General features: G+C 58.5%; 20 protein-coding genes. 9 read left to right on the top strand and 11 right to left on the bottom strand.

Annotated features, from left to right (window positions below; all coding sequences use genetic code 11):
• Nucleotides 1-100: 100 nt before the first annotated feature.
• Together BM403_RS19700 and glyA are read left to right on the top strand one after the other, a co-directional pair.
• A complete protein-coding gene (locus tag BM403_RS19700) occupies nt 101-3952 on the top strand; it encodes a bifunctional diguanylate cyclase/phosphodiesterase (RefSeq protein WP_093544297.1) in 3852 nt (1283 codons plus the stop codon).
• Between the two features lie 229 nt (nt 3953-4181).
• On the top strand, nt 4182-5435 hold the full coding sequence (gene glyA, locus BM403_RS19695; RefSeq protein WP_015885982.1) for a serine hydroxymethyltransferase: 1254 nt from the start codon (nt 4182-4184) through the stop codon (nt 5433-5435).
• 118 nt (nt 5436-5553) lie between these two features.
• On the opposite strand, the gene yjiA is transcribed toward glyA, so the two are convergent.
• The 3 genes from yjiA to BM403_RS19680 form a co-directional block, all read right to left on the bottom strand.
• Nucleotides 5554-6513, bottom strand: coding sequence for a GTPase (yjiA, locus tag BM403_RS19690; protein WP_015885983.1), 960 nt, complete (start codon nt 6511-6513; stop codon nt 5554-5556).
• Nucleotides 6514-6661: 148 nt separating this feature from the next.
• Nucleotides 6662-6859, bottom strand: a complete 198-nt coding sequence (locus BM403_RS19685; protein WP_003176208.1) for a YbdD/YjiX family protein — start codon at nt 6857-6859, stop codon at nt 6662-6664.
• Nucleotides 6860-6874: 15 nt separating this feature from the next.
• A complete protein-coding gene (locus BM403_RS19680; RefSeq protein ID WP_046034269.1) occupies nt 6875-8941 on the bottom strand; it encodes a carbon starvation CstA family protein in 2067 nt (688 codons plus the stop codon).
• A 174-nt stretch (nt 8942-9115) separates the two neighbouring features.
• On the opposite strand from BM403_RS19680, the gene BM403_RS19675 reads away from it, so the two are divergent.
• The 4 genes from BM403_RS19675 (at nt 9116) to BM403_RS19660 (ending at nt 12746) form a co-directional block, all read left to right on the top strand.
• A complete protein-coding gene (locus BM403_RS19675) occupies nt 9116-9484 on the top strand; it encodes a PilZ domain-containing protein (RefSeq protein WP_093544294.1) in 369 nt (122 codons plus the stop codon).
• Between the two features lie 376 nt (nt 9485-9860).
• Entirely contained in the window at nt 9861-11006 is a 1146-nt protein-coding gene (locus tag BM403_RS19670) for a mandelate racemase/muconate lactonizing enzyme family protein (protein WP_093544291.1), read from the top strand.
• A gap of 25 nt (nt 11007-11031) precedes the next feature.
• Nucleotides 11032-11961, top strand: coding sequence for a LeuA family protein (locus BM403_RS19665; RefSeq protein ID WP_093544288.1), 930 nt, complete (start codon nt 11032-11034; stop codon nt 11959-11961).
• A gap of 38 nt (nt 11962-11999) precedes the next feature.
• The gene (locus BM403_RS19660) at nt 12000-12746 is read left to right on the top strand and encodes a sulfite exporter TauE/SafE family protein (RefSeq protein WP_064053086.1); all 747 of its coding nucleotides are present in this window, start codon (nt 12000-12002) and stop codon (nt 12744-12746) included.
• 27 nt (nt 12747-12773) lie between these two features.
• On the opposite strand, the gene BM403_RS19655 is transcribed toward BM403_RS19660, so the two are convergent.
• Genes BM403_RS19655 through katB form a run of 4 tightly spaced genes read right to left on the bottom strand, consistent with a single transcriptional unit; the run spans nt 12774 to nt 17067 of the window.
• Entirely contained in the window at nt 12774-13508 is a 735-nt protein-coding gene (locus BM403_RS19655) for a hypothetical protein (protein ID WP_093544285.1), read from the bottom strand.
• Nucleotides 13509-13524: 16 nt separating this feature from the next.
• Nucleotides 13525-14892, bottom strand: coding sequence for a DNA repair protein RadA (gene radA / locus BM403_RS19650; RefSeq protein WP_003235145.1), 1368 nt, complete (start codon nt 14890-14892; stop codon nt 13525-13527).
• Between the two features lie 35 nt (nt 14893-14927).
• The gene (locus BM403_RS19645) at nt 14928-15467 is read right to left on the bottom strand and encodes an ankyrin repeat domain-containing protein (protein WP_015885988.1); all 540 of its coding nucleotides are present in this window, start codon (nt 15465-15467) and stop codon (nt 14928-14930) included.
• Between the two features lie 58 nt (nt 15468-15525).
• Entirely contained in the window at nt 15526-17067 is a 1542-nt protein-coding gene (gene katB, locus BM403_RS19640; protein WP_093544282.1) for a catalase KatB, read from the bottom strand.
• Between the two features lie 287 nt (nt 17068-17354).
• On the opposite strand from katB, the gene mscL reads away from it, so the two are divergent.
• Nucleotides 17355-17774, top strand: coding sequence for a large-conductance mechanosensitive channel protein MscL (gene mscL / locus BM403_RS19635; RefSeq protein ID WP_015885990.1), 420 nt, complete (start codon nt 17355-17357; stop codon nt 17772-17774).
• A gap of 161 nt (nt 17775-17935) precedes the next feature.
• Here mscL and BM403_RS19630 read toward each other — a convergent pair whose 3' ends face one another.
• Complete coding sequence (locus BM403_RS19630; protein ID WP_093544279.1) at nt 17936-18712, bottom strand: ferredoxin--NADP reductase; 777 nt, start codon at nt 18710-18712, stop codon at nt 17936-17938.
• Between the two features lie 382 nt (nt 18713-19094).
• Here BM403_RS19630 and BM403_RS19625 point away from each other — a divergent pair, with 382 nt between their 5' ends.
• Nucleotides 19095-19805: a helix-turn-helix transcriptional regulator gene (locus tag BM403_RS19625; protein WP_015885992.1), complete on the top strand. Its 711-nt coding sequence runs from the start codon at nt 19095-19097 to the stop codon at nt 19803-19805.
• A gap of 158 nt (nt 19806-19963) precedes the next feature.
• Complete coding sequence (locus BM403_RS19620) at nt 19964-21088, top strand: methyltransferase (RefSeq protein ID WP_093544276.1); 1125 nt, start codon at nt 19964-19966, stop codon at nt 21086-21088.
• 66 nt (nt 21089-21154) lie between these two features.
• Here BM403_RS19620 and BM403_RS19615 read toward each other — a convergent pair whose 3' ends face one another.
• The 3 genes from BM403_RS19615 to BM403_RS19605 are packed head-to-tail and all read right to left on the bottom strand — an operon-like array spanning nt 21155 to nt 23783.
• Complete coding sequence (locus BM403_RS19615; protein WP_010206690.1) at nt 21155-21322, bottom strand: DUF2474 domain-containing protein; 168 nt, start codon at nt 21320-21322, stop codon at nt 21155-21157.
• Nucleotides 21323-21334: 12 nt separating this feature from the next.
• Nucleotides 21335-22342: a cytochrome d ubiquinol oxidase subunit II gene (gene cydB / locus BM403_RS19610; protein WP_015885994.1), complete on the bottom strand. Its 1008-nt coding sequence runs from the start codon at nt 22340-22342 to the stop codon at nt 21335-21337.
• Nucleotide 22343: 1 nt separating this feature from the next.
• Nucleotides 22344-23783: a cytochrome ubiquinol oxidase subunit I gene (locus tag BM403_RS19605; RefSeq protein WP_015885995.1), complete on the bottom strand. Its 1440-nt coding sequence runs from the start codon at nt 23781-23783 to the stop codon at nt 22344-22346.
• Nucleotides 23784-24087: the final 304 nt, after the last annotated feature.

Raw genomic sequence — 24087 nt, 5'->3', positions numbered from 1 at the left:
CTGGCACTTTGCCACAAGTCAAGGCATGCTAGCCGCCCTCCGGGCGTCCGGCTTATAGTGCACGTCGCGCGCCAGTCCAGCCAAACCGCAGGATCACAGCTTGTCCAAAGTCACGCCGCCAACTCCCCTGCGCGCCGCTCATATTGCGCCGGGAGCGCCCCTGCACGGCACCCTCAAAGGCGCATTGGCGACGCTCGTCCTCATGCTGCTCGCCTTATTGTTCTGGCAACTGCTGGACCAGCTGCAGCAAAACCAGAAAAACCAGCAGCAATACACCATCGACTACAGCGCCGACCTGGCTGAACAGATCAGCCTGAACATGGCCCTGAGCGCAAAAATCGCCCTGAACCTGCTGCCGATGATCGAACCACCGCGCGACAGCGAACAGCAACAGGCGTTGATGCGCACCCTGCAGCGCTCGCTGCCGGAGCTGCGCAGCCTCGCCCTGCTCGCCCCCAGCGGCGCGGTGATCAGTGACAGCGCCAGTGACAGCCAGGACAGCGCCTTGCTCGAGGAGTTGGTGCAGCGCAGCCACGGCCAGTCCTACTACCTGAGCAACAGCAACGACGGCACCCTCATCTATTTATTGCTGCACCAGCCCAGCGGTGGCTCGAGGGTTTACTGGGCGCTGCGCCTGTCGCCCAATTACCTGGCAAACCTCACACGCCAGGACGGCCAGGGCCTGCGCCCCATGTGGGCCATCGAGAATCGCCTCAACCACCGCGTCATCAGCCGCGACAGTGGTATGCCGGCGCAGTGGACGTCCGCCCTCACCCCGGACGAATTGAATAAAAGCGTACTGGTCACGCCCCTGAGCAAAAGCGACTGGCAGCTGCGCGGGTTGTTCGACCGCACCGCCGTGCTGGAACAACTGCTGCCGGCGTTCATCGGCAAATGCCTGCTGGGCCTGGCCTTCTCGCTGATCCCGGTAATCGTGCTGCTGAACATGCGCCGTCGCCAGCGCCAAGTGCATGAAGGGCGGCGACGCTACCAGGATATTTTCGAAGGCACCGGCGTGGCCCTGTGCGTGCTTGACCTGTCAGGCCTGAACGCCTTCTTCCAAAGGACCCCACTGGAGACTCGCGAGCAACTGCACGCCTGGCTGCAGGACAACCCCGATGAGCGCCAGCAACTGCTCAAGGAACTGCGCATCACCGAGGTCAACCAAGTGGCGGTGCGTCTGCTCAACGTGGGCTCTTGCGAGGAGGCCTGGGAGCGCCTGATCGATGACTGCCCGCGCAACGCCACCTCCATCGGCTACCAGATCCTCGAAGCCGTGCTGACCCAACAGCACCAGTTGGAGCTGGAAATCCAGCTCAAGGACATTGCCGGTAACGAGCAGTACCTGTGGCTGGTGATGCGCCTGCCGGAGCAGCAGGACGACTCCAAGGCCGTGATCCTCAGCATCAGTGATATCACCAGCCGCAAGCTGATCGAATTGTCGTTGGTGGAGCGCGAAAGCTTCTGGTCGGACGTGGTGCGCACTGTCCCCGATCACCTGTACGTGCAGGACGTGATCAGCCAGCGCATGATTTTCAGCAACCACCATTTGGGCCACACCCTCGGCTATAACAAAGCCGAACTGCAGCAAATGGGCGAATACTTCTGGGAAATCCTGCTGCACCCCGAGGACGCCGAGCACTACCACGACTTGCGCCAGCAACAACGCCAGGTCGGCTACACCACCCAATTGCAATGCCAGTTGCGCTTTCGCCATCGCAACAACCAATGGCGGCGTTTTGACATCCGCGAACAGGCCCTGGCCCGCGATAAGTCTGCGCAGATCACCCGCATCATCGGCGTGGCCAAGGACATCACCGATCAGATCGAAGCCAGCGAATCCCTGCGCGACAGCGAACAGCGCTACCGCATGCTCGCCGAAAGCATCAGCGACGTGATCTGCTCCACCGACAGCCAGCTGGCCCTCAATTACATCAGCCCTTCGGTCAACGCCGTGCTGGGCTATGACGTGGATTGGGTGTTCAAGAACGGCTGGCAGTCGATCATCGCCAACCCGCAGCAACTGACCGGCATTTATAGCCTGGTGGAACAGGTCAGCCGCGCCTTGGGCGATATCGAAGCACTGAACAAGCTGCGCGATGAGATTCAAACCCAACTGTTCCTGTTCGACTGCCTGCGCGCTGACGGTCGCAAAGTGCCGATCGAGTTACGCCTGGTGCTGGTATGGGACGAACACGGCGCCTTCGAAGGCATCCTTGGCGTGGGCCGCGATATCAGCCAGCAACGCCGTGCCGAGAAAGACCTGCGCATGGCGGCCACGGTCTTCGAACACTCCACTTCGGCGATCCTGATCACCGACCCCGCCGGTTACATCGTGCAAGCCAACGAGGCGTTCAGCCGGGTCAGCGGCTATGCGGTCAGCGATGTACTCGACCAGTTGCCGAACATGCTCACCGTCGACGAACAACAGGAAGCCCACCTGCGCTACGTGCTCAAACAGTTGCACCAGCACAGCACCTGGGAAGGCGAAGTGTGGCTCAAGCGCCGCAATGGCGAGCATTACCCGGCCTGGGTCGGCATTACCGCCGTGTTCGACGACGAAGGCGACCTGGCCAGCTATGTGTGCTTCTTCAGTGATATCAGCGAGCGCAAGGCCAGCGAGCAGCGCATCCACCGCCTGGCCTACTACGACGCCCTGACCCACCTGCCTAACCGCACGCTGTTCCAGGACCGCCTGCACACTGCGTTGCAGTCGGCCGAACGGCAGAAGTCGTGGGTGGTGCTGATGTTCCTCGACCTCGACCGCTTCAAGCCGATCAACGACTCCCTGGGCCACGCCGCCGGCGACCGCATGCTCAAGGAAATGGCCACGCGCCTGCTGGGCTGCGTGGCCGAAGACGACACCGTGGCGCGCATGGGTGGCGACGAGTTCACCTTGCTCCTGCAACCGCGGATCAGCCGCGAAATGGCGCTCAACCGTGCGATCCATGTGGCCGAGCAGATCCTCGCCAGCCTGGTGAAACCGTTCGTACTGGAAGGCCGCGAGTTCTTTGTGACGGCCAGTATCGGCATCGCCCTCAGCCCGCAGGACGGCAACGAGCTGAGCCAGTTGATGAAAAACGCCGACACCGCGATGTATCACGCCAAGGAACGCGGCAAGAACAATTTCCAGTTCTACCAGGCGGACATGAACGCCAGCGCCCTGGAGCGCCTGGAGCTGGAAAGCGACCTGCGCCACGCCCTGGACCAGAACGAATTCGTGCTCTATTACCAACCGCAGTTCAGCGGCGACGGCAAACGCCTGACCGGCGCCGAAGCCTTGCTGCGCTGGCGTCATCCGCGACGTGGCCTGGTGCCGCCGGGGGATTTCATCCCGGTGCTGGAAGAATTGGGCCTGGTGGTGGACGTGGGCGACTGGGTGATCAGCGAAGCCTGTCGCCAGCTCAAGACCTGGCACCAGAACAAGGTCCGCGTGCCGAAAGTCTCGGTGAACATCTCGGCGCGGCAGTTCTCCGACGGGCAGTTGGGCACGCGCATCGCCACCATTCTCAAGGACACCGGCCTGCCGCCGGCGTGCCTGGAGCTGGAGCTGACCGAAAGTATCCTGATGCGCGAAGTCAACGAAGCCCTGCATATCCTCGACAGCCTGAAAAACCTGGGCCTGAGCATTGCGGTCGACGACTTCGGCACGGGTTATTCGTCGCTCAACTACCTCAAGCAATTCCCCATCGATGTGTTGAAGATCGACCGCACCTTCGTCGACGGCCTACCGTCCGGCGAACAGGATGCGCAGATCGCCCGCGCGATTATCGCCATGGCCCACAGCCTGAACCTGGCCGTGATCGCCGAGGGCGTGGAAACCCATGAGCAGCTGGACTTCCTGCGTGAGCATGGGTGTGACGAGGTGCAGGGCTACTTGTTCGGGCGGCCGATGCCGGCGAATCGGTTCGAGGCGCAGTTCAGCAATGATGCGCTGTTCATGTTCGACTGAAATTCTGCGGTGAGGCTACTGGCCTAATCGGGGGCAAGCCCCCTCCCACATTCTGATCTGTGAACACATTCAACTGTGGGAGGGGGCTTGCCCCCGATTAGGCACTCACAGCCACCGCCTATCCCAGATGAGCCCCGCTTGTCCGCGACATGATGTCCTTTCATATGCCATCTAAAACCCATTGGGTTAGAATGCCCTCCTTTTCTGCCCCCGATCCTTGAGGACCGCCATGTTCAGCCGTGATTTGACTATTGCCAAGTACGACGCCGATCTCTTCGCCGCCATGGAGCAAGAAGCCGTGCGCCAGGAAGAGCACATTGAGCTGATCGCTTCGGAAAACTACACCAGCCCTGCGGTGATGGAGGCTCAAGGTTCGGTTCTGACCAACAAGTACGCCGAAGGCTACCCAGGCAAGCGCTACTACGGTGGTTGCGAGTACGTCGACGTGGTTGAGCAGTTGGCCATCGACCGTGCAAAAGAACTGTTCGGCGCCGATTACGCCAACGTCCAGCCGCACGCCGGTTCCCAAGCCAACAGCGCCGTGTACCTGGCCCTGCTGCAAGGCGGCGACACCATCCTGGGCATGAGCCTGGCCCACGGCGGTCACCTGACCCACGGCGCCAGCGTTTCGTCCTCCGGCAAGCTGTACAACGCCGTTCAATACGGTATCGATGCCAACGGCCTGATCGACTACGACGAAGTCGAGCGCCTGGCGGTCGAGCACAAGCCAAAAATGATCGTGGCCGGTTTCTCTGCCTACTCGCAGATCCTGGATTTCCCACGCTTCCGCGCCATCGCCGACAAGGTGGGTGCGTACCTGTTCGTTGACATGGCTCACGTAGCCGGTCTGGTCGCCGCTGGCGTCTACCCGAACCCGGTGCCTTACGCTGACGTAGTGACCACGACTACCCACAAGACCCTGCGCGGTCCACGTGGCGGCCTGATCCTGGCACGCGCCAACGCCGAGATCGAGAAGAAGCTGAACTCCGCCGTATTCCCTGGCGCCCAAGGTGGCCCGCTGGAGCACGTCATCGCCGCCAAAGCGATCTGCTTCAAGGAAGCGCTGCAGCCTGAGTTCAAGACTTACCAGCAACAAGTGGTGAAAAACGCCCAGACCATGGCCAGCGTGTTTATCGAGCGCGGCTTTGACGTGGTGTCCGGCGGTACTGAGAACCACCTGTTCCTGCTGTCGCTGATCAAGCAGGACATTTCCGGTAAAGATGCTGACGCTGCCCTGGGCAAAGCCTTCATCACCGTGAACAAGAACTCCGTGCCGAACGACCCACGTTCGCCGTTCGTGACTTCGGGCCTGCGCTTCGGCACCCCGGCGGTGACCACTCGCGGCTTCAAGGAAGCAGAGTGCAAGGAACTGGCTGGCTGGATCTGCGACATCCTGGCTGACCTGAACAACGAAGCCGTGATCGACGCGGTGCGTGAGAAGGTCAAGGCCATCTGCAAGAAGCTGCCGGTGTACGGCGCTTGATTGCAGTTGCTTGACTAAAAAGCCCGGCGCTTGAGCCGGGCTTTTTTATGCTTGAAAACACTGCATTCTCAACCTGTGCAAGCCCCCTCCCCCATTTTTGACTGTGTTTCAGGTCAAGTCAGGGTTGATAGACCTTTGCAAACCCTTCGCGAATCTTGTCTTCCGGCAATTCGTCGGCAATAAACACAATCACACTCTCCCGTGCCTCGCCTTCGGCCCACTCGGTATCCCAATCGAAACCGTAGAGCTTAAGCACACCCTGGAACACCATGCGCCGGTCTTCCCCGGCGATGTTCAACACGCCCTTGTAACGCAGCAATTGCTTGCCATGGTCTTCCAGCAGTTCGTTCATGAACTCACTGAGCCGGTCGATATCCAGCGGTTCCTCGGTACGCAGCACCAGGCTGGAAATACGGTCGACGGACGGCGCGGCGCTCACCGGGCGCAGGCTCATGCCGGCGTTGAGGTTGAAACCGCGCACATCGAGCAGTTCAGCCAGGTCAATGATGCCATGGTCCACCACGCGTATCGGCGCACGGCGGTTGATGCGCGTGAGGCGTTCGCTGAGCGCATCGAAGGTGGCGTCATCCACCAGGTCGCGTTTGCTCACCAGCAGGCGGTCGGCAAAACCGATCTGGGCCTGGGCAATGGTCTGGGTCAGGTGATGTTCAGCGTGGGCTGCGTCCACCAAGGTGATGATGCCATCGAGGATGTAGCGCTCGCGCAGTTCCTCATCGATGAAAAAGGTCTGGGCCACGGGGGCGGGGTCGGCGAGGCCGGTGCACTCGATCACCAGGCGGTCGAAGGCGATCTCGCCGCTGTCCAGGCGCTCGAGCAGCAGGTACAGGGCTTTGGTCAGGTCGGTGTGGATGGTGCAGCACACGCAGCCGTTGGACAGGGTCATGACTTGCACCGGTTCGGCGCCCAAGAGCTGGGTGTCGATACCGGCGTCACTGAATTCGTTTTCGATCACGGCGATTTTAAGGCCATGCTCGGCCTTGAGCAGGTGGCGCAGCAAGGTGGTCTTGCCGGCCCCGAGGAAGCCGCTGAGGATGGTTACTGGAATGGGAGAGGACAAAATATTCTCCTTGGAGGAATACAAAAACAAATGTGGGAGGGGGCTTGCCCCCGATAGCAGTGTGTCAGGCACGGGTATGTCACTGACACATCGCTATCGGGGGCAAGCCCCCTCCCACAATAAACCACTGCTAGCCCGGGTTACCGAGTCAGCAGCACTTGGGCCCACCCTTGCCACCGTAACGGGCCTCTTGGCGTTCCCGGAAGAACGCCTTGTAGTCCATCATCGGTTTGTCCGGGTGTTTGGTTTGCATATGCTCGACGTAGGTGTCGTAGTCGGGCATGCCGACCATCAGGCGCGCGGCCTGACCGAGGTATTTACCGAGGCGACTGATGTCATTGAACATGGTTGCAATCCTCGATCACGCGTCCGGAACAGCCTGGAACGGGGCTTCTTTATCCGTACGTTCTTTGTTGCCCCAGGCGGCGACGCCGACCTTGAGCGCATAGAACAGGATGCTGAATACCACGAACAAGAACAGCGCCGTCAGCGTTGCGTTGGTGTAGGCGTTCCAGATCACGTGCTGCATCTGGTCGATGCTCTTGGCCGGGGCCAGGATCTGACCATTGGCCAACGCATCGCTGTACTTCTTGGCCAGCGACAGGAAGCCGATCGCCGGGTTGGCGTCGAACAGCTTGATGAAGCCCGCGGTGGTGGTGCAGATCAGCAGCCAGACGGCCGGCAGCATGGTCACCCAGATGTAGCGTTGGCGTTTCATTTTGATCAGCACAACGGTCGCCAGCATCAGCGCGATACCCGCCAGCATCTGGTTGGAGATACCGAACAGCGGCCACAAGGTGTTGATGCCGCCCAGTGGGTCGATCACGCCTTGGTACAGCAGGTAACCCCACATGGCCACGCAACCGGCGGTCGCGATCAGGTTGGCGGTCCATGACTCGGTGCGTTTCAGCGCGGGCACGAAGGAGCCCAGCAAGTCCTGCAGCATGAAGCGACCGGCACGGGTACCGGCGTCGACGGCGGTCAGGATGAACAGCGCTTCGAACAGGATCGCAAAGTGGTACCAGAACGCCATGGTGTTTTCACCCGGCAGTACGCTGTGCAGGATCTGCGCGATACCTACCGCCAGGGTCGGTGCACCGCCGGCACGCGCCAGGATGGTGGTTTCACCGATGTCATGGGCCACGGCCGACAGGGCTTCAGGGGTAATTGCAAAACCCCAGCTGCTGACGGTTTGCGCCACGGTCACCACGTCGGTACCGACAATAGCGGCCGGGCTGTTCATGGCGAAGTAAACGCCAGGCTCGATCACCGAAGCGGCAACCATCGCCATGATGGCCACGAACGATTCCATCAACATGCCGCCATAACCGATGTAGCGGGCATGGCTTTCGCTGGCCAACAACTTGGGCGTAGTGCCCGAAGAAATCAGCGCGTGGAAACCCGAGACCGCGCCGCAGGCGATGGTGATGAACAGGAACGGGAACAAGCCGCCCTTCCACACCGGGCCGGTGCCGTCGATGAACTGGGTCAGTGCCGGCATTTTCAGGTCGGGCATGGTCACCAGGATGCCGATGGCCAGGGCGATGATGGTGCCGATTTTCAGGAAGGTGGAAAGGTAGTCACGCGGTGCAAGGATCAGCCACACCGGCAGTACCGCTGCAACGAAACCGTAGCCGATCAGCATCCAGGTGATCTGGATCCCGGTGAAGGTGAAGGCCTTGGCCCACACCGGATCAGCAGCAATCTGCCCACCCAGCCAGATCGAACCCAGCAGCAACAGCACGCCAATGATCGAGATTTCACCGATGCGGCCCGGGCGGATGTAGCGCATGTAGATGCCCATGAACATCGCGATCGGGATGGTCGCCATCACGGTGAAGATGCCCCACGGGCTCTCGGCCAGGGCCTTGACCACGATCAGCGCCAGCACCGCGAGGATGATGATCATGATCAGGAAGCAGCCAAACAGCGCGATGGTGCCGGGGATGCGCCCCATCTCTTCGCGAACCATATCCCCCAGGGAACGGCCGTTACGACGCGTGGACAGGAACAGGATCATGAAGTCCTGCACCGCACCGGCCAGGACCACGCCGGCAATCAGCCAGAGCGTGCCGGGCAGATAGCCCATTTGCGCCGCCAGCACCGGGCCGACCAGCGGGCCTGCACCGGCAATCGCGGCAAAGTGGTGACCGAATAGGATGTGTTTGTTGGTCGGCACATAGTCCAGACCGTCGTTGTTGAGCACTGCGGGGGTGGCCCGCCGTGGGTCGAGTTGCATCACATTGTTAGCGATGAACAAACTGTAGTAACGGTACGCAACCAGGTAGATGGCCACAGCCGCGACCACAATCCACAAGGCGTTGATCGCCTCGCCGCGGCGCAAGGCCACTACGCCTAGGGCGCACGCTCCTACAATTGCCAGCACCAGCCAGGGTAGGTGGCGTAGCAGGCTATTATTATTTTTCATTTTTATATTCCAGCCAGGGTGGACAGAAAGGACAGCCATCCGGAGTTTAGCGCTACTGGCCTTAAAGGCCACCCCCCTACGTTGGTCTAGAGCCTTCTAGGGGCAAAAAAAGCAGAAATAACGGCCCGATGATGGCGCAGGGCTACAATCCTTCTAACCACAGAGGGTTTCACCATGACCGAGCAGCCGTCTGACCGCCGTCGTTTTCGCCGGATCGCCTTTGATGCCAAGACCGAACTTCGGCAAAACGGGCACGAATGGCCAGTGCAATTAGTAGATTTGTCGCTGAAGGGCCTGTTGGTGCAACGGCCCGAAGACTGGAAGGGCAATAAGGCGCTGCCGTTCGATGTCGACATACGCCTGGACCCCAAGGCGCATATAAAGATGCAAGTGAAGCTCACTCATGAGGATCATGGGCAACTGGGTTTTGTGTGCAAAGACATCGATCTGGAGTCGATCAGCCACTTGCGGCGGCTGATCGAGTTGAATCTGGGCGACCAGGAAGAGCTAGAGCGAGAGCTGGGTGCTTTGCTGGAGGTATGAACCCCCGCTAAAGAAGCGAGGCTGCGGTCTTCTCAATACATGCATCAGGCCGCTCGCCTCAGCCCCCAATAAAAAGTCATAAACTTAGATCAAATCATCATAAAACCCAGCCATCGCACCCCGCAATCAACCTATAAAGCAGTCACAAGAACGACAAAAACCATTTGAATAAATACTGTAATAATTCAAGCCGCTTTGAATTCAATGAAAAAAAACAAGCGCCGCCCATCTATTTCAAAAATCAATACACACAAAAATTAAATTATTTTCATGATAACTCCGCGAGTCAGGGCAATTTTCGCACTTGATAAAAATGCAACTGACAAACTACATTCTACCTGCCCTTCCAGCCTGACCTCTAACAGGATGTTAAATCATGCTAATTTCCAAAGCTGAAATCTTCTTGACCGAAATACCCTATAAAAACCCCTATCAAACCGCTACCAACATAACGCCTAAGGGACGACATGTAGTATTAAAGTTAACGACTGATACCGGCGTTGTAGGGTGGGGAGAATCAGGGATTATCTCAAGACGCTACCCGGCTCAAGGCGATACTCCCGAAACAATGTTGGCGGTACTTGAAAGCTATCTGTGCCCGGCAATTATTGGCAAAAACCCCTGCACATTCGAAGTTATCATGAGCCAGCTCGACACGCTGATTAAAGGGCATCTCTTTGCGAAATGTGCGATTGATCATGCTCTTTTAGATCTCGCGGGGAAAGCACTTAATGTTCCGGTTTGCAACTTGTTAGGCGGCGCATACAACCTCAACTATACCGTCAGCCGAAGCTTGCCATTTGCCTCCGCCAAAGAGGTCACTGAACGAGCACTTCAACTGCAGGCAGAGGGTTATAACCGATTGACATTGAAAGGATCCGGAGTATTGAAGGACGACTACACGTGTTTCAAGGCTGTTAGACAGGCATTAGGGGATCACTTTGAACTTGAAGTAGACCCGAACTGCGCCTATGACATCCCCACCGCCATCCAATTTATAAAGCGTATTGAGCAGTACGGTGTTTTCGCTGTCGAGCAGCCAACGCCCGGTCATGACATCGCAGGGTTGGCGGAGGTGAAGCGCAATGTAGCGACCACTATCATTGCCGATGAAAGCCTATTTACCAGTAGAGACCTCAAGGACATCATTAGCCTCAACGCAGCACATGCCATATGCTTGAAGCCCTTTAAATCAGGAGGCATATTAGCCTCACGCCGGCTGTGTGCGGCTGCTGAAGTGGCAGACCTTCAAGTTAGTACGGGCAGCATGCACCCCTTCGGTATTGGCACCGCAGCGCTCCATCATTTTGTTGCCACACTGAAAAATGTGGCAACCACCGGCTATGGATGCCCCGCCGAGAGGTTCGCCGATGATATTGTTGACGAGAGCGGTTATTCATTTCGTGACGGCAGAGTGACACTTGCTATCGACAAACCCGGCCTCGGCGTTGAAGTCAACGAAGATAAATTGTTGACGTATTCGTCACAACGCAAAGTCGTCGAAAGTGCTACGCACGTCTAACCCTCAAGACAATGGACTTCTTGTGATGACATTTATTACGCTTGTAGACTCAACGTTGCGAGAAGGCAATCAAGCGCCAGGCGTCAAGCTGACAGTCAAGTCCACGCTGGCCATTGGCCGAGCACTTGCAGACGCGGGCATTGATTTCATCGAAGCTGGTCACCCATATGCATCAAAGCAAGAGTGTGATCGGGTCACTTCACTTGTACAGTCGAAACTTGCAAAAAATATATTGGCGCACTCGCGCGCGCATCGCGATGACATCGATGCCGTTTATGCAACGGGGGCCAACTGGATAGGCATATTTGCAGGTATTAACGAAGCCTCACAAAAGTACAGACTCAGGAAAACAAAGGAAGAGATACAAGAACTCGTCAGGCGCAGTATCCTTTACGCAAAATCACTAGGACTGAACGTACGGTACACCATTGAGGACGCCTCAAGAACGGATCAAAGAGAACTGATTGAAACGTATAAAATTGCCGAAGCCGCCGGAGCTGATCGCATCTGTTATGCAGACTCACTGGGCATCTGCGAGCCGTTTAAAGTTCGGTCCACAGTACAGTTGATTAAACAGGCATTGCCCAACATTGACTTGGAAGTGCATTTCCACGATGACCGGGGTTTGGCAATGGCAAATACGCTGGCCTCCATCGAGGCAGGCGCCACATTCGTGTCCTGCACCGTAAATGGCATCGGAGAACGATGCGGTATCACTGAAACCTGTTTACTGATTACAAATCTTCACTTCAGTTCGATATTGTGCAGTGGCAAAAGCCAGAAGGTATTAAACCTCAGCCGCCTTGTATCAAAAGCGATGGGTGACACCTTTGATCGTCGTCGCCCAATTATTGGCGAATATAGCTTTGTACACACCGCAAAACTTCATTTAACAGCCAATGCCAGGGACCGCAACTGCTATCACTGGATAGACCCCCTCTACTTGAGCGAATAATAAATAATGCACTTCATCAGGATGGCGGGCACCTCAATATGGTTGAGCATGAATGGCTGACAGGCGCTGGGTTGGTGCTGCTGGGTGTTATAACGGGTTTTATCGGAACCAATACGGGAGGCAGCGTATTTCTAACCGTTCCAGTGATGATCTGGCTTGGGATACCCCCTCAGTCTTCGATAGCGACCGCTCGCCTGGCTTCGGTAGGCACTATGTTCGCCGGCTTGAGGCACTTTCATAACAGTGGAAAAGTGGATTACAGGCTAGCGGCCCCCGCGGCGGCACTTGGGTTGGCGGGCGCCTTGATCGGTGCAAGTCTGCTCGTGCAAATAGACCCCGCGCTGCTGCATAAAATCATTGGCGGCCTGACGCTACTCTTGGTGGCACTTTCACTCATCAGGAAGCCTCATTCGCCGAAGGCCACCCCCTCATCGCTCAGGCGCTTTTGCGGCTATGTACTGTTTGTTCCCGTGGGCATGATTGGCGGTTTATTTGGCGGACAAGCCAAGTTATCAACTTATTTGTATATTATTTTTTTTAAAAAAACGATCAGTGAGTCAATTGGTACTCGGAAAGTCGGAGGTCTCATCCTCTCAGTGGGATCGTTAATAATATTCGGTATCAGCGGCATCATTAATTGGCAGTACGGATGTTGCCTGATCATAGGCACGCTGGTGGGCGCCAATGCGGGCGCCAAGTTTGCTCTACAGAAAGGCGATAAGTGGATGGAGAGCGCTTTCAATGTCGTCGTCGTTGCCTTGGCGTTGAAAATGCTCTTCTGGTAGCGGTTCTCTCACGGGAAAAACGACAGTTCAGGGAAATGCCGTACGCGTAGGGAAGTCGCTTTCCGTGTCCCAGTAGCCCGCTTTCTGCCTCACCGCGACCTGCCACTGCCCATCCACAAAACGATAGGTTTGGTAGCGGGTGGCAAAATCATCCTCGCCATCACCGTCCATAAATGAAGAGATTTGCAGCAGCTCATCCGCGCCACCTTTGACCGGCGATGCAACCTGCCACGCGGCCTTGCCGGTCTGGGCCAAGGTCAGCGTTTTGACCTTGCCGTCAGCGTCCTTGTAACTCATAGGCTCAAGTTTTTGCTTGGCCGGCAGCAGCAGTTGAGTCGCCGGGCCACTGTAACTCCCCATTGGCGCGGTCTGATCAATGATCAGAAAATACACCGCGTCCGGCAGGCCTTTGAGCGGGGCTTTCTTGATCTCGGCCAAAGGATAACCGAGGTCGTCGTGCGCGACTAAATCCCCCGACGCCGACAGCAATCGCACCTGGGCTCCGAGCAGCGGGTTTTCTACCAGGTCACCGGGTTCGTCGAACGAATCCTCATCCAGGCCACTGCCCCAACTGTCCTTGTGCATTTGTGCGCTGATGCGTTGATCTTCGAGTACCTGCAAGACGCTGCCGTCTTGCGTCACTAGTTTTTGGGCCAGGCGGTAACCGGCCGGCAGCTTGGCCGCGTCGGCCCAGGCCATCGCAGGCAACCCGGCCAACGCGATAAACAAGGCGATTACGCCCCACCTACTCGATCGTTGCATTGCATCCATCCTTGATCTACTCGAAAAGTGCATCCAACGCCTGCTCCAAGCGCGTCACCCCAATAATCTGTATCCCCGGCGGCGACTCCTTCGGCGCATTACCCTTGGGCACGATGGCGCGCTTGAAGCCGTGCTTGGCTGCTTCCTTGAGGCGCTCCTGGCCGCTGGGCACCGGGCGAACTTCGCCCGACAGCCCGACTTCGCCAAACACCAGCAGGTCATGAGGCAAAGGCCGATTGCGCAAGCTCGACATCACAGCCGCCATCAACGCCAGGTCGGAGGCGGTTTCCAATACCTTGACCCCGCCCACTACGTTAAGGAACACGTCCTGGTCGTGGGTCGGAATACCACCGTGACGGTGCAGCACCGCCAGCAGCATCGCCAACCGGTTCTGATCCAGGCCCAGCGTCACGCGGCGCGGGTTGGCCAGATGGCTGTCATCCACCAACGCCTGCACTTCCACCAGCATCGGGCGAGTGCCTTCCCACGTCGCCATCACCACGCTGCCTGGGACTTCTTCCTGGGCGCGGGTCAGAAAAATCGCCGACGGGTTGGAGACTTCTTTCAATCCGCGGTCAGTCATGGCGAACACGCCCAACTCATTCACCGCGCCGAACCGGTTCTTTACCGCTCGCAGCAAACGCAGGCGGCCATCGGATTCGCCTTCGAAATACAGCACGGTGTCGACCATATGCTCCAGCACGCGTGGCCCGGCCAATGCGCCCTCTTTGGTCACATGGCCGACCAGGAAGATCGCCGTGCCGCTCTGCTTGGCATACCGCACCAACAGCGCGGCGCTCTCACGCACCTGGGATACACCGCCCGGCGCCGATTGCAGTTGCTCGGTGAAAATCGTCTGGATCGAGTCGATCACCATGACCTTGGGTTTTTCGATCCGGGCCGTGGCGATGATGCTTTCGATGCAGGTTTCGGTCATCACCCGCAGTTGGTCCTGGGGCAAGCCCAGGCGGCGGGCGCGCATAGCGACTTGTTGCTGGGATTCTTCGCCCGTGACATACAGCGCCGGCATGCGGCTGGCGATGCTGCACAGCGTCTGCAACAGGATGGTCGACTTGCCGATACCAGGGTCACCGCCGATCAGCACCACCGAGCCGTCCACCAGGCCGCCGCCCAACACGCGGTCGAGCTCACCGGAGGCTGTGGAGAAGCGCGGGATTTCTTCGACGCTGACTTCGGCCAGGGTCTTGATCTGCGCCTGCTGGCCGGTCCAGCCGGCACGGCCGGTGGGAGCCGCCGCGCCGCCGCTTTCGATCATGGTTTCAGTCAGGGTGTTCCACGCGCCGCATTCGGTGCACTGGCCGGCCCACTTGGGAAAGGTCGCGCCGCACTCCGTGCAGCCGTACATGCGCTTGGCCTTTGCCATTTGAGAACCTCCAACCGAAAAACCGCGATGATAGCTCAGCGCGGCGCCGGGGTCCGGATTTCACCGCTGGCCAATCGTGAAGCACTGTTGCCGATCGGGTCTTCAGCATTGAGGTCCGCGCCCTTGGCTTTAAGTTCGTCCAGCAACTCGACACGCTTGAACAGCCCGGCGTACATGGCCGCGGTCTGCCCGGCACCGTTGCGCTGGTCGGGGTTGCAGTCGGTGGCGAGCAGGCGCTGGGCAATCTTCAGTTCGCCTTTGAAAATCGCCCCCATCAGTGCGGTGTTACCACGTTTATCCTGCACGCAGGCGTCGGCGCCGGCGCTGAGCAGGCGTTCCACGAACGGGCCCTGTCCATGGTAGGCGGCGAGGATCAGCGCGGTGTAGCCCTTATCGTCCTGAGTGTTGAGGCTGTAGCCGGAGTCGATAAAGGTATTGAGCATGTCGATATCGCCCCGCCGGGCAGCGTCGAAATAGTAGTCTTGCAACTGGGCCTTGAGCGCCACCGGGTCAGGGGACTCGGCCTGGGCGACAAAGGCCAGCATGGCCATCAGCAAACCGATAGAGATACGCATGAGGTGTTCTCCTGCAAGGGTCGACGCCCAGGCATGGGCGTCGACCGCAACCAACGGATCAGTCAGTCAGTTTTTCAGCCAGCGCTTTCACGCGCGCCAGGTCACCTTTGGCGACCTTGGCCACGCCAGTGCCGTATTCCGGGTCGGCCTTATAGAGGAACGACAGGATGATGTGCTTGCTTTCGTCATCCGTGGTGGCCAGGGAGCCGCCGAAGTTATCGATCAGGTCCTGACGCTCTTTGGGGCTGTAAGAGCGATACAGGTCACCGGCCTGCTTGAAGTTCTGCTCGCGCTGGATCTTCGCTTGCTGGGTGCTGCCCGACAGCGCCGACTGGCTGTAACGCGCGCTCTGTGGCTCTTCGCGAGGTTCCAGGCGGCTTGGCTGGTAGTTCACGCCGCTGGTGGTCTTGCCAGTATTGAGTGCACCGTCCTGGTTACCGTTGTTGACGGTCACCCGTGGCGCGTTGATCGGCAGTTGCAAGGCGTTGGCGCCCAGGCGGTACATCTGGGTGTCGGCGTAGGAGAACACGCGGCCTTGCAGCAGGCGGTCTTCCGACGGCTCGATGCCCGGCACCAGGTTGGCCGGGGCCATGGCCACCTGCTCGGTTTCCTGGAAGACGTTGGCCGGGTTACGGTTCAACACCATCTGTCCAACTTTGCGCTCGGGCACATTAGGCCAGATCTTGGTGGCGTCCAGCGGGTCGAAGTCGAACTTGGCCAGGTCTTCAGGCTTGAGCACCTGCACGTACAGGTCCCACTTGGGGAAGTCGCCCTTGTTGATATGGGTGACCAGGTCGTTGGTCATGTGGCTGTAGTCACGCCCCTGCACTTCGGTGACTTGCTTGGGATCAAGATTCTTGATGCCTTGCAGGCTCTTCCAGTGGAACTTGACGTAGTGCACCTCGCCCTTGGCGTTGATCAGCTTGTAGGCGTGCACGCCGTTGCCGTCCATCTCCCGGTAGCTGGCCGGGGTGCCGGAGTCGGAGTACAGCTCGGTGAGCGTACGGGTGGACTCAGGTACGTGGGAGAAGAAATCGAAGCGACGGGAATCGTCATCCAGGTTGGTGCGCGGGTCCGGCTTGAAGGCGTGGACCATGTCCGGGAACTTGATGGCATCACGGATAAAGAACGTCGGGAAGTTGTTGCCGACCAGGTCCCAGTTGCCGTCGGCGGTGTAGAACTTGGTGGCGAAACCGCGTGGGTCACGCAGGGTTTCCGGGGAGTGGTTGCCGTGGACTACGGCGGAGAAGCGCACAAACACCGGGGTGGCTTCGCCGGCTGCGAATACCTTGGCCTTGGTCAGGTCGCTGAGGCTGTCAGTGACGGTGAAGGTGCCGTGGGCGCCGGTGCCACGGGCGTGTACCACGCGCTCGGGGATGCGCTCGCGGTCAAAGCGTTGCAGCTTTTGAATAAGCTGCACGTCTTGCAGCAGCACCGGGCCATTAGCGCCGGCGGTCTGCGAGTTCTGGTTGTCCCCGACAGCGGCACCATTATCGCGGGTCAGGTTAGCGGCTTGCACTGAGAGGGAAAGCAGGCTGGCGGTCACCAGTACCAGCGCGGTTCGCGCTGCAACAGGCCCGCGGGTCATTGGGGTTTTCATCAGGGTTTCCTCTGGTTTTTTTAGTGCACATTCAGTTGTGCTTGCCAGAGGCTAGTGACCCGAGCGCCAGAAGATAAATAGAAAAGCCATACCAACCCGATTAATAAAATAATCTGGTAAGCCACTGATGCCACGCGTATTTCGCGCGCGATTGGTGGCACTTTGCAAACTATTTGCGATTTAATGTGTCGATTAAAGCTAACAGTGTTAGCGGTTGTGTCAGGCAAGCCCGCTACGACTGACTTACACTAAGTGCCACCCTTCTCATCTGTAACAAGGAATAACCTATGGGCGTGATCAGTGAGTTCAAGGCCTTCGCGGTCAAAGGTAATGTGGTCGACATGGCCGTCGGTATCATCATCGGCGCAGCCTTCGGCAAAATTGTTTCTTCGTTTGTAGGCGACGTGGTGATGCCGCCCATTGGTCTGTTGATCGGTGGCGTGGACTTCGGCGACCTGGCGATCACGCTCAAGGCGGCGCAGGGCGATGTGCCTGCGGTGGTGCTGGCATACGGCAAGTTCATCCAGAGCGTGATCGACTTTGTGATCGTCGCGTTTGCGATCTTCATGGGGGTCAAGGCGATCAACCGTCTGAAGCGTGAAGAGGCGGTAGCGCCTAGCCTGCCACCGACGCCGACCAAGGAAGAAGTATTGCTGGGTGAGATCCGCGATCTGCTCAAGGCGCAGAATGACAAGCCGCTTCCGTAAGCACAGGCTTGGAAAAAAGGCGCCTGCTTGAGGCTAATGCCAGTCAGTTAAGAAGCAGCAAGAGCGAACAGTAACCTGTGACGAGGGCGCTTGCTCCCTCGCCACAGGTACGGTGCTCACCCTTAACTGACTGGCATTACCTGCTTGAGGCGCCTTTTTTATTACCAGTAGTTTTCCACGGCCACCTGGCCAGGGCGGCGGCTCAAGCTCAGATTCATGTCGCGCTGTTTGAGCAACTGGCGCGTGTCATCGACCATCTGCGGGTTACCGCAAATCAGCACGCGGGAATGTTCCGGGGTCAGTTCGACGCCGGCCGCGCGTTCCAGCTCGCCATTTTCGATCAACGTGGTAATACGCCCATTCAGCGCGCCCGGATGTTGCTCACGGGTGACGATAGGGATGTAGGTGAGCTTATGCGCATGCTCAGCCAGGTACTCGCGCTCGCCCAGTTCCTTGATCAGCGACTGATAAGCCAACTCCCTGGCTTCGCGCGCGCTGTAGACGAGGATGATGCGCTCGAATTTCTCCCAGACTTCGAAGTCCTGCAGGATCGACAGGAACGGCGCCACGCCAGTACCGGTGCCCAACAGCCATAAGTCGCGACCATCGACGAAGCGATTCAAGGTCAGGAACCCCGTGGCCTGGCGCTCCACCATCAAGGTATCGCCCACTCTCAGGCGGCTCAGTTCACTGGTGAACTCACCCTCCGGGACGACGATCGAGAAGAAATCCAGGTGCTCATCAAACGGCGAAGACACCAAGGAATAGGCGCGCCATACGGTGCTGCCATCCGCCTTGGTCACCCCCAGGCGCACGAACTGGCCGGCGGTAAAACGAAAGCCTGGGTCGCGGGTGGTGCGCAGCGTAAACAGGCTGGGGGTCAGCGATTGCACATCGAGCAAGGTCTGGCGGGTAAATTTCTCAGCACTGGCCGTCATGGGGGGCTCCGTTCTACAGGTGCCCTAGTGTCCCTCAAAGTCGCCTGTGGAAACACCTATGGTTGGTAGTGGCATCGTAAACCCACAGAACAGTGGCAATTTAATACCAACCCCAAAACATTTCGCTATTAGCGTGTATCACAACGTCACAAACATACTGTTAGTTGAGCATTACAGCGTGCCCAACCCACTAAAAAACCGTAAGAAACTAAATGACGCCTTTTTGAGGCTTACTAAACATCCAGTGAAAAAACCTTAAACCCTGCCGCGTAAGAACAAAAATTTCCTTTCGCAATGTAGGCCCTGTCCTACACTCACTGGCGTACAGCGTTGGGGGTCCAGGACGTACCCCAAGTCAGAGAAAACCCATGGAGAGTTACCAATGCTTAACTGGCGCAACACTAGACTCCCCAAACTGGAAGGCGAGAACGAGATCACCAGTGTATTTGAGATGGTTATCAACCAAACGTATGAACTCGGCTTCCAATATTGTTCCTTCAAAATGAGCTCGCAGGTATCCGAAAACCAAACCAATCCGATTGAATTCACCAACTATCCGAAAGAATGGACGACCGTGTATAACCAAGCGCGCTACTTCGATGTAGATCCCGTTGTTAAACACTGCAAGCGATGTGTATTACCCGTCGTCTGGGAGGGAACCTTATTTAAAGATGCACCCAGCCTATGGTCCTTGGCCCAAACCTTAAATGTGAACGTGGCATGGACCCAGGCCGTGCATGATTTCCAGGGTGTGTTCAGCATGCTGACCCTGAGCCGTGGCACCGACGATGTAAGCCCGGTAGAGTTGTATGAAAAGGCGGGCCACGTCTTGTGGCTGTGCCATGCCATGCATGCCGTCGTGGCGCAAAAATACGCCGGTAAACCCAGCGCCCTGCCACCGAGTAAGCTGACGCCACGGGAAACTGAAATTCTCAAGTGGTCCGCCATGGGCAAGACAGCGTCGGATATCGCTACCATCCTTTGTCTGTCGGAGCGTACGGTGGGGTTTCACATCAGCAGTACGTTCAAGAAACTGGGGGTCAATAACAAGATTGCCGCCGTGCTCTGTGCCTCCAAAGCGGGGCTGTTCTAACCGTGCAGAAACACCGCATGTAATCGCTCTGAAAAAAACGTAACATTTACGCCCGGTTCTGAGTGATGAGCAGCCCCCCAGGTGCCGCTCGACGTTCGCTCAGACGGTTCGGCCCATGACTGCCGAACACCCATCGTTTACCCAGAGCCTGTCCCGCCATGCCCCTGCTCGAAAGCCCTTTCGCCCAGCTCGATCTGATCCGCCAGCCAGAGCAACATAACGATCCGCTGCAAGCCTTCGACGCTGCCGACGAATACCTGCTGAGCCATTTGGCCGATCAAACGCCGAACGCCAGCACCCGCGTGTTGGTCCTCAATGACAGCTTTGGCGCCCTGGCCGCCAGTCTCGAAGGCAAGGTGCAGGTCACCTCCAGCGGCGACTCGTTCCTCGCGGCCCAGGGTCTGGAGAAAAACCTGGTGCGCAATGGCAAGACGTTTAACGCCGTGCCGTTCATTCCCGCCAATCAGACCCTGGCCGGGCCTTTCGATCGCGTGCTGATCCGCGTTCCGAAAACCCTGGCCTTGTTGGAAGAACAACTGATTCGCTTGCAGGGCCAACTGGCACCGGGTGCCGAAGTCATCGCCGGGGCGATGATCAAGCATTTGCCACGGGCGGCGGGCGAATTGCTGGAGCGTTACATCGGGCCGATGCAAGCGTCGCTTGCGGTAAAAAAGGCGCGTTTGCTGATCGCCTCCGTTGAAGACCGCCCCGTTGCCGTCTCGCCCTACCCCACCCGCTACACCGTGGACGCACCGGCCATTGAATTGCTGAACCACGCCAATGTGTTCTGTCGCGAAAGCCTGGACATCGGCACCCGGGCGTTCCTGCCACACCTGCCGAAGAACCTGGGCAGTGCCCGCGTGGCAGACCTGGGCTGCGGCAACGGCATACTGGCGATCGCCAGCGCGCTGCAGAACCCCGAGGCGCACTACACCTTGGTGGACGAATCCTACATGGCCGTGCAATCGGCGCAGGAAAACTGGCACGCCGCCCTCGGCCAGCGCGAGGCGGTCATACGCGCCGGCGATGGCCTGGCAGGGCAGGCGCCCGACTCGCTGGACGTGGTGCTGTGCAACCCGCCCTTCCATCAGCAACAGGTGGTCGGTGACTTCCTTGCCTGGCGCATGTTCCAACAGGCACGGGACGCCCTGGTGGTAGGCGGCGCCCTCTATATAGTCGGCAACCGTCATCTGGGTTACCACACCAAGCTTGCGCGCTTGTTCCGGGGTGTCGAGCAAGTCGCCACCACGCCAAAATTCGTGGTCCTCAAAGCGCGCAAATAAAAAAACCCTGCTTCTCTTGCGAAAAGCAGGGTTGAAAAGCCGGGCCGCGAGGCCCGGATCGGGATGTCAGTGGGTCGTCAGGCCGGCCGCATTCATGAACATGCGCATCAGGCTGGCCACGACGAACAGGGCCAGCACGCTGCCGGTCCAGATCATCGCCAACCACCCCAGGCGCCGCCACAGCGGCTGTTTCTCGGCCTGTTCAATCTCGTGCAACGAAGGTTTGCCGGACATGGAACTACCCTCCTAGTGATAACCGTCTTCGTGGGTGACCTTGCCGCGGAACACGTAGTAGCTCCAGAAGGTGTAGCCCAGGATGAACGGAATGATGAATAACGTGCCCACCAGCATGAAGCCCTGGCTTTGCGGCGGCGCGGCAGCGTCCCAGATCGACACTGAGGGCGGAATGATGTTCGGCCACAGGCTGATGCCCAAACCGCTGTAGCCCAGGAAAATCAGCACCAGCGTCAGCAGGAACGGTGTGTAGTGCGCATTACGCGCCACGGCGCGGATCAGCCCGTACATGGTCACCAGCACCAGGATCGGCACCGGCAGGAACCAGAACAGGTTCGGCAGCGTGAACCAGCGCGAAGCGATTTCCGGGTGCGTCAGTGGCGTCCAGATACTCACGATGCCGATGACCGCCAGCACCACGAAGGCCAACGGCCGCGCGAGGTTGTGCATCTTTTCCTGAAGCGGGCCTTCGGTCTTCATGATCAGCCAGGTGCAGCCGAGCAACGCATAGGCCACGATCAGCGCCACGCCGCAGAACATCGTGAACGGCGTGGCCCAGTCCAGCGAACCGCCGGCGAACTGACGGTTGACCACCGGGATGCCGTCGATAAACGCCCCCAACGCCACGCCCTGGAAGAACGTCGCGGCCAGCGAGCCGCCGATGAACGCCTTGTCCCACAGGTGACGTTTATGGTCCTTGGCCTTGAAGCGGAACTCGAACGCTACGCCACGGAAGATCAAGCCGATCAGCATCAGGATCAACGGCAGGTACAGCGCCGACAACACCACCGAATAGGCCAGCGGGAACGCGCCGAACAACGCCGCGCCGCCGAGTACCAGCCAGGTTTCGTTACCGTCCCAGACCGGCGCCACGGTGTTCATCATCACGTCACGGTCGGTCTTGCCCGGGATAAACGGGAAGAGGATGCCGATACCCAGGTCGAAGCCGTCCATGACCACGTACATCATGATGCCGAAAATGATGATCACGGCCCAGATCAGCGGAAGATCAATACCCATCTCAATTCCCCTTGTGCTGGATGTGCGCGTGATCGTCGTCGGCACCGTCATCGGCTGCAGACAACGGACGAGCCGGCGTGCGTTTCTGGCCAGGGCCACCGTGGGTAGGTTCGCTGCCTTCGTGGGTCTGGGGCCCTTTGCGCACCAGGCGCATCATGTAGCCCAGCCCCGCACCGAACAGCGCGAAGTACACCACTACGAACAACACCAGGGTGATCGTCATCTGCGCCAGGCTATGCCCGGAAGAAGCGTCCGCCGTGCGCATCAGCCCGTAGACCACCCACGGCTGGCGGCCGATCTCGGTGGTGAACCAGCCGGCGAGAATCGCGATCAGCCCGGACGGGCCCATCCACAACGCCAGGTACAGGAACGGTTTGGACGTGTACATTTTGTCGCCCCGGCGCAGCCAGAGGCTGAACAGGCCGGTGAAGATCATCAGGAAGCCCAGGCCGACCATGACCCGGAACGACCAGAACACGATGGTCGAATTTGGGCGGTCCTCAGGCGGGAACTCCTTGAGCGCCGGCACCTGCTTGTCCAAGGAGTGGGTCAGGATCAGGCTGCCCAGATAGGGGATTTCCACCGCGTACTTGGTTTTTTCGGCCTTCATGTCGGGCCAGCCAAACAGGATCAGCGGCGTGGGTTCGTTGCCGATGTTTTCCCAGTGACCTTCAATCGCAGCGATTTTCGCCGGCTGATGCTTCAAGGTGTTAAGACCATGGAAGTCGCCGATCACCGCCTGGATAGGCGCGACGATCAAGGCCATCCACATCGCCATCGAGAGCATTTTACGGATCGCCGGGTTGTCCTTGCCGCGCAACAAGTGCCAGGCCGCCGAGGAGCCGACGAAGAACGCGGTGGCCACAAAGGCCGCGGTGGCCATGTGCGCCAGGCGATAGGGGAACGACGGGTTGAAGACGACGGCAAACCAATCGGTCGGAATCACCCGGCCATCAATGATTTCAAAGCCCTGGGGCGTCTGCATCCAGCTGTTGGACGAGAGGATCCAGAACGTGGAAATCAGCGTCCCGACGGCCACCATCACGGTGGAGAAGAAGTGCAGGTTGCGCCCGACCTTATTCCAGCCGAACAGCATTACGCCGAGGAAACCGGCCTCAAGGAAGAAGGCCGTGAGCACTTCATACGTCAGCAGCGGCCCGGTAACGGCGCCGGCGAAGTCCGAGAAGCGGCTCCAGTTGGTGCCGAACTGGTAAGCCATGACCAGGCCGGAGACCACACCCATGCCGAAGTTGACGGCAAAGATCTTCGACCAGAAATGGTAGAGGTCACGGTAGGTGTCGTTACGGGTCTTGAGCCACAAGCCTTCCAGCACCGCGAGGTAACTGGCCAGGCCGATGGTGATCGCCGGGAACAGGATGTGGAAAGAGATGGTGAACGCAAATTGAATTCGGGCGAGATCTAGCGCCTCCAAACCGAACATAAGTCTTCCTCTGTCAGGTAATACCGGCTGCTGGCGGAAGCCTGCACCCACTGCCCCCACGGATATGGAGTCTGGCGAATTTCAATTCGTTTCTTTTTTTAACCATCGCGTAGGGAATCTGGCCCTGAGGCCGCCAGGTCAATGCCCGGGCGGGCATTGATCTGGATCAAGCATTGCTAAAAGAGTAGTCCCATTTTCAGGAATGAACTGTGTGGTCTTTTGCCGCGTGACAGACTGCCTCAGCTCAGTTGTTGCAACTATCTGTTACAACTTAATGATAATCTCGGCCCTCCTCCAGCCCGGA

It is taken from the genome of Pseudomonas sp. OV546 (genome assembly GCF_900116845.1).
Lineage (GTDB): Bacteria > Pseudomonadota > Gammaproteobacteria > Pseudomonadales > Pseudomonadaceae > Aquipseudomonas > Aquipseudomonas petroselini.
This window is presented reverse-complemented; position numbering and strand designations above follow the sequence as displayed.

Bases quoted from the DNA above. Each gene is read 5' to 3' on its own strand.
- glyA (WP_015885982.1), top strand. From the start codon at position 4,182: ATGTTCAGCCGTGATTTGACTATTGCCAAGTACGACGCCGATCTCTTC.
- BM403_RS19685 (WP_003176208.1), bottom strand. From the start codon at position 6,859: ATGTTCAATGACATCAGTCGCCTCGGTAAATACCTCGGTCAGGCCGCG.
- BM403_RS19680 (WP_046034269.1), bottom strand. From the start codon at position 8,941: ATGAAAAATAATAATAGCCTGCTACGCCACCTACCCTGGCTGGTGCTG.
- BM403_RS19675 (WP_093544294.1), top strand. From the start codon at position 9,116: ATGACCGAGCAGCCGTCTGACCGCCGTCGTTTTCGCCGGATCGCCTTT.
- BM403_RS19670 (WP_093544291.1), top strand. From the start codon at position 9,861: ATGCTAATTTCCAAAGCTGAAATCTTCTTGACCGAAATACCCTATAAA.
- BM403_RS19665 (WP_093544288.1), top strand. From the start codon at position 11,032: ATGACATTTATTACGCTTGTAGACTCAACGTTGCGAGAAGGCAATCAA.
- BM403_RS19660 (WP_064053086.1), top strand. From the start codon at position 12,000: ATGGTTGAGCATGAATGGCTGACAGGCGCTGGGTTGGTGCTGCTGGGT.
- BM403_RS19655 (WP_093544285.1), bottom strand. From the start codon at position 13,508: ATGCAACGATCGAGTAGGTGGGGCGTAATCGCCTTGTTTATCGCGTTG.
- radA (WP_003235145.1), bottom strand. From the start codon at position 14,892: ATGGCAAAGGCCAAGCGCATGTACGGCTGCACGGAGTGCGGCGCGACC.
- BM403_RS19645 (WP_015885988.1), bottom strand. From the start codon at position 15,467: ATGCGTATCTCTATCGGTTTGCTGATGGCCATGCTGGCCTTTGTCGCC.
- katB (WP_093544282.1), bottom strand. From the start codon at position 17,067: ATGAAAACCCCAATGACCCGCGGGCCTGTTGCAGCGCGAACCGCGCTG.
- mscL (WP_015885990.1), top strand. From the start codon at position 17,355: ATGGGCGTGATCAGTGAGTTCAAGGCCTTCGCGGTCAAAGGTAATGTG.
- BM403_RS19630 (WP_093544279.1), bottom strand. From the start codon at position 18,712: ATGACGGCCAGTGCTGAGAAATTTACCCGCCAGACCTTGCTCGATGTG.
- BM403_RS19625 (WP_015885992.1), top strand. From the start codon at position 19,095: ATGCTTAACTGGCGCAACACTAGACTCCCCAAACTGGAAGGCGAGAAC.
- BM403_RS19620 (WP_093544276.1), top strand. From the start codon at position 19,964: ATGCCCCTGCTCGAAAGCCCTTTCGCCCAGCTCGATCTGATCCGCCAG.
- BM403_RS19615 (WP_010206690.1), bottom strand. From the start codon at position 21,322: ATGTCCGGCAAACCTTCGTTGCACGAGATTGAACAGGCCGAGAAACAG.
- cydB (WP_015885994.1), bottom strand. From the start codon at position 22,342: ATGGGTATTGATCTTCCGCTGATCTGGGCCGTGATCATCATTTTCGGC.
- BM403_RS19605 (WP_015885995.1), bottom strand. From the start codon at position 23,783: ATGTTCGGTTTGGAGGCGCTAGATCTCGCCCGAATTCAATTTGCGTTC.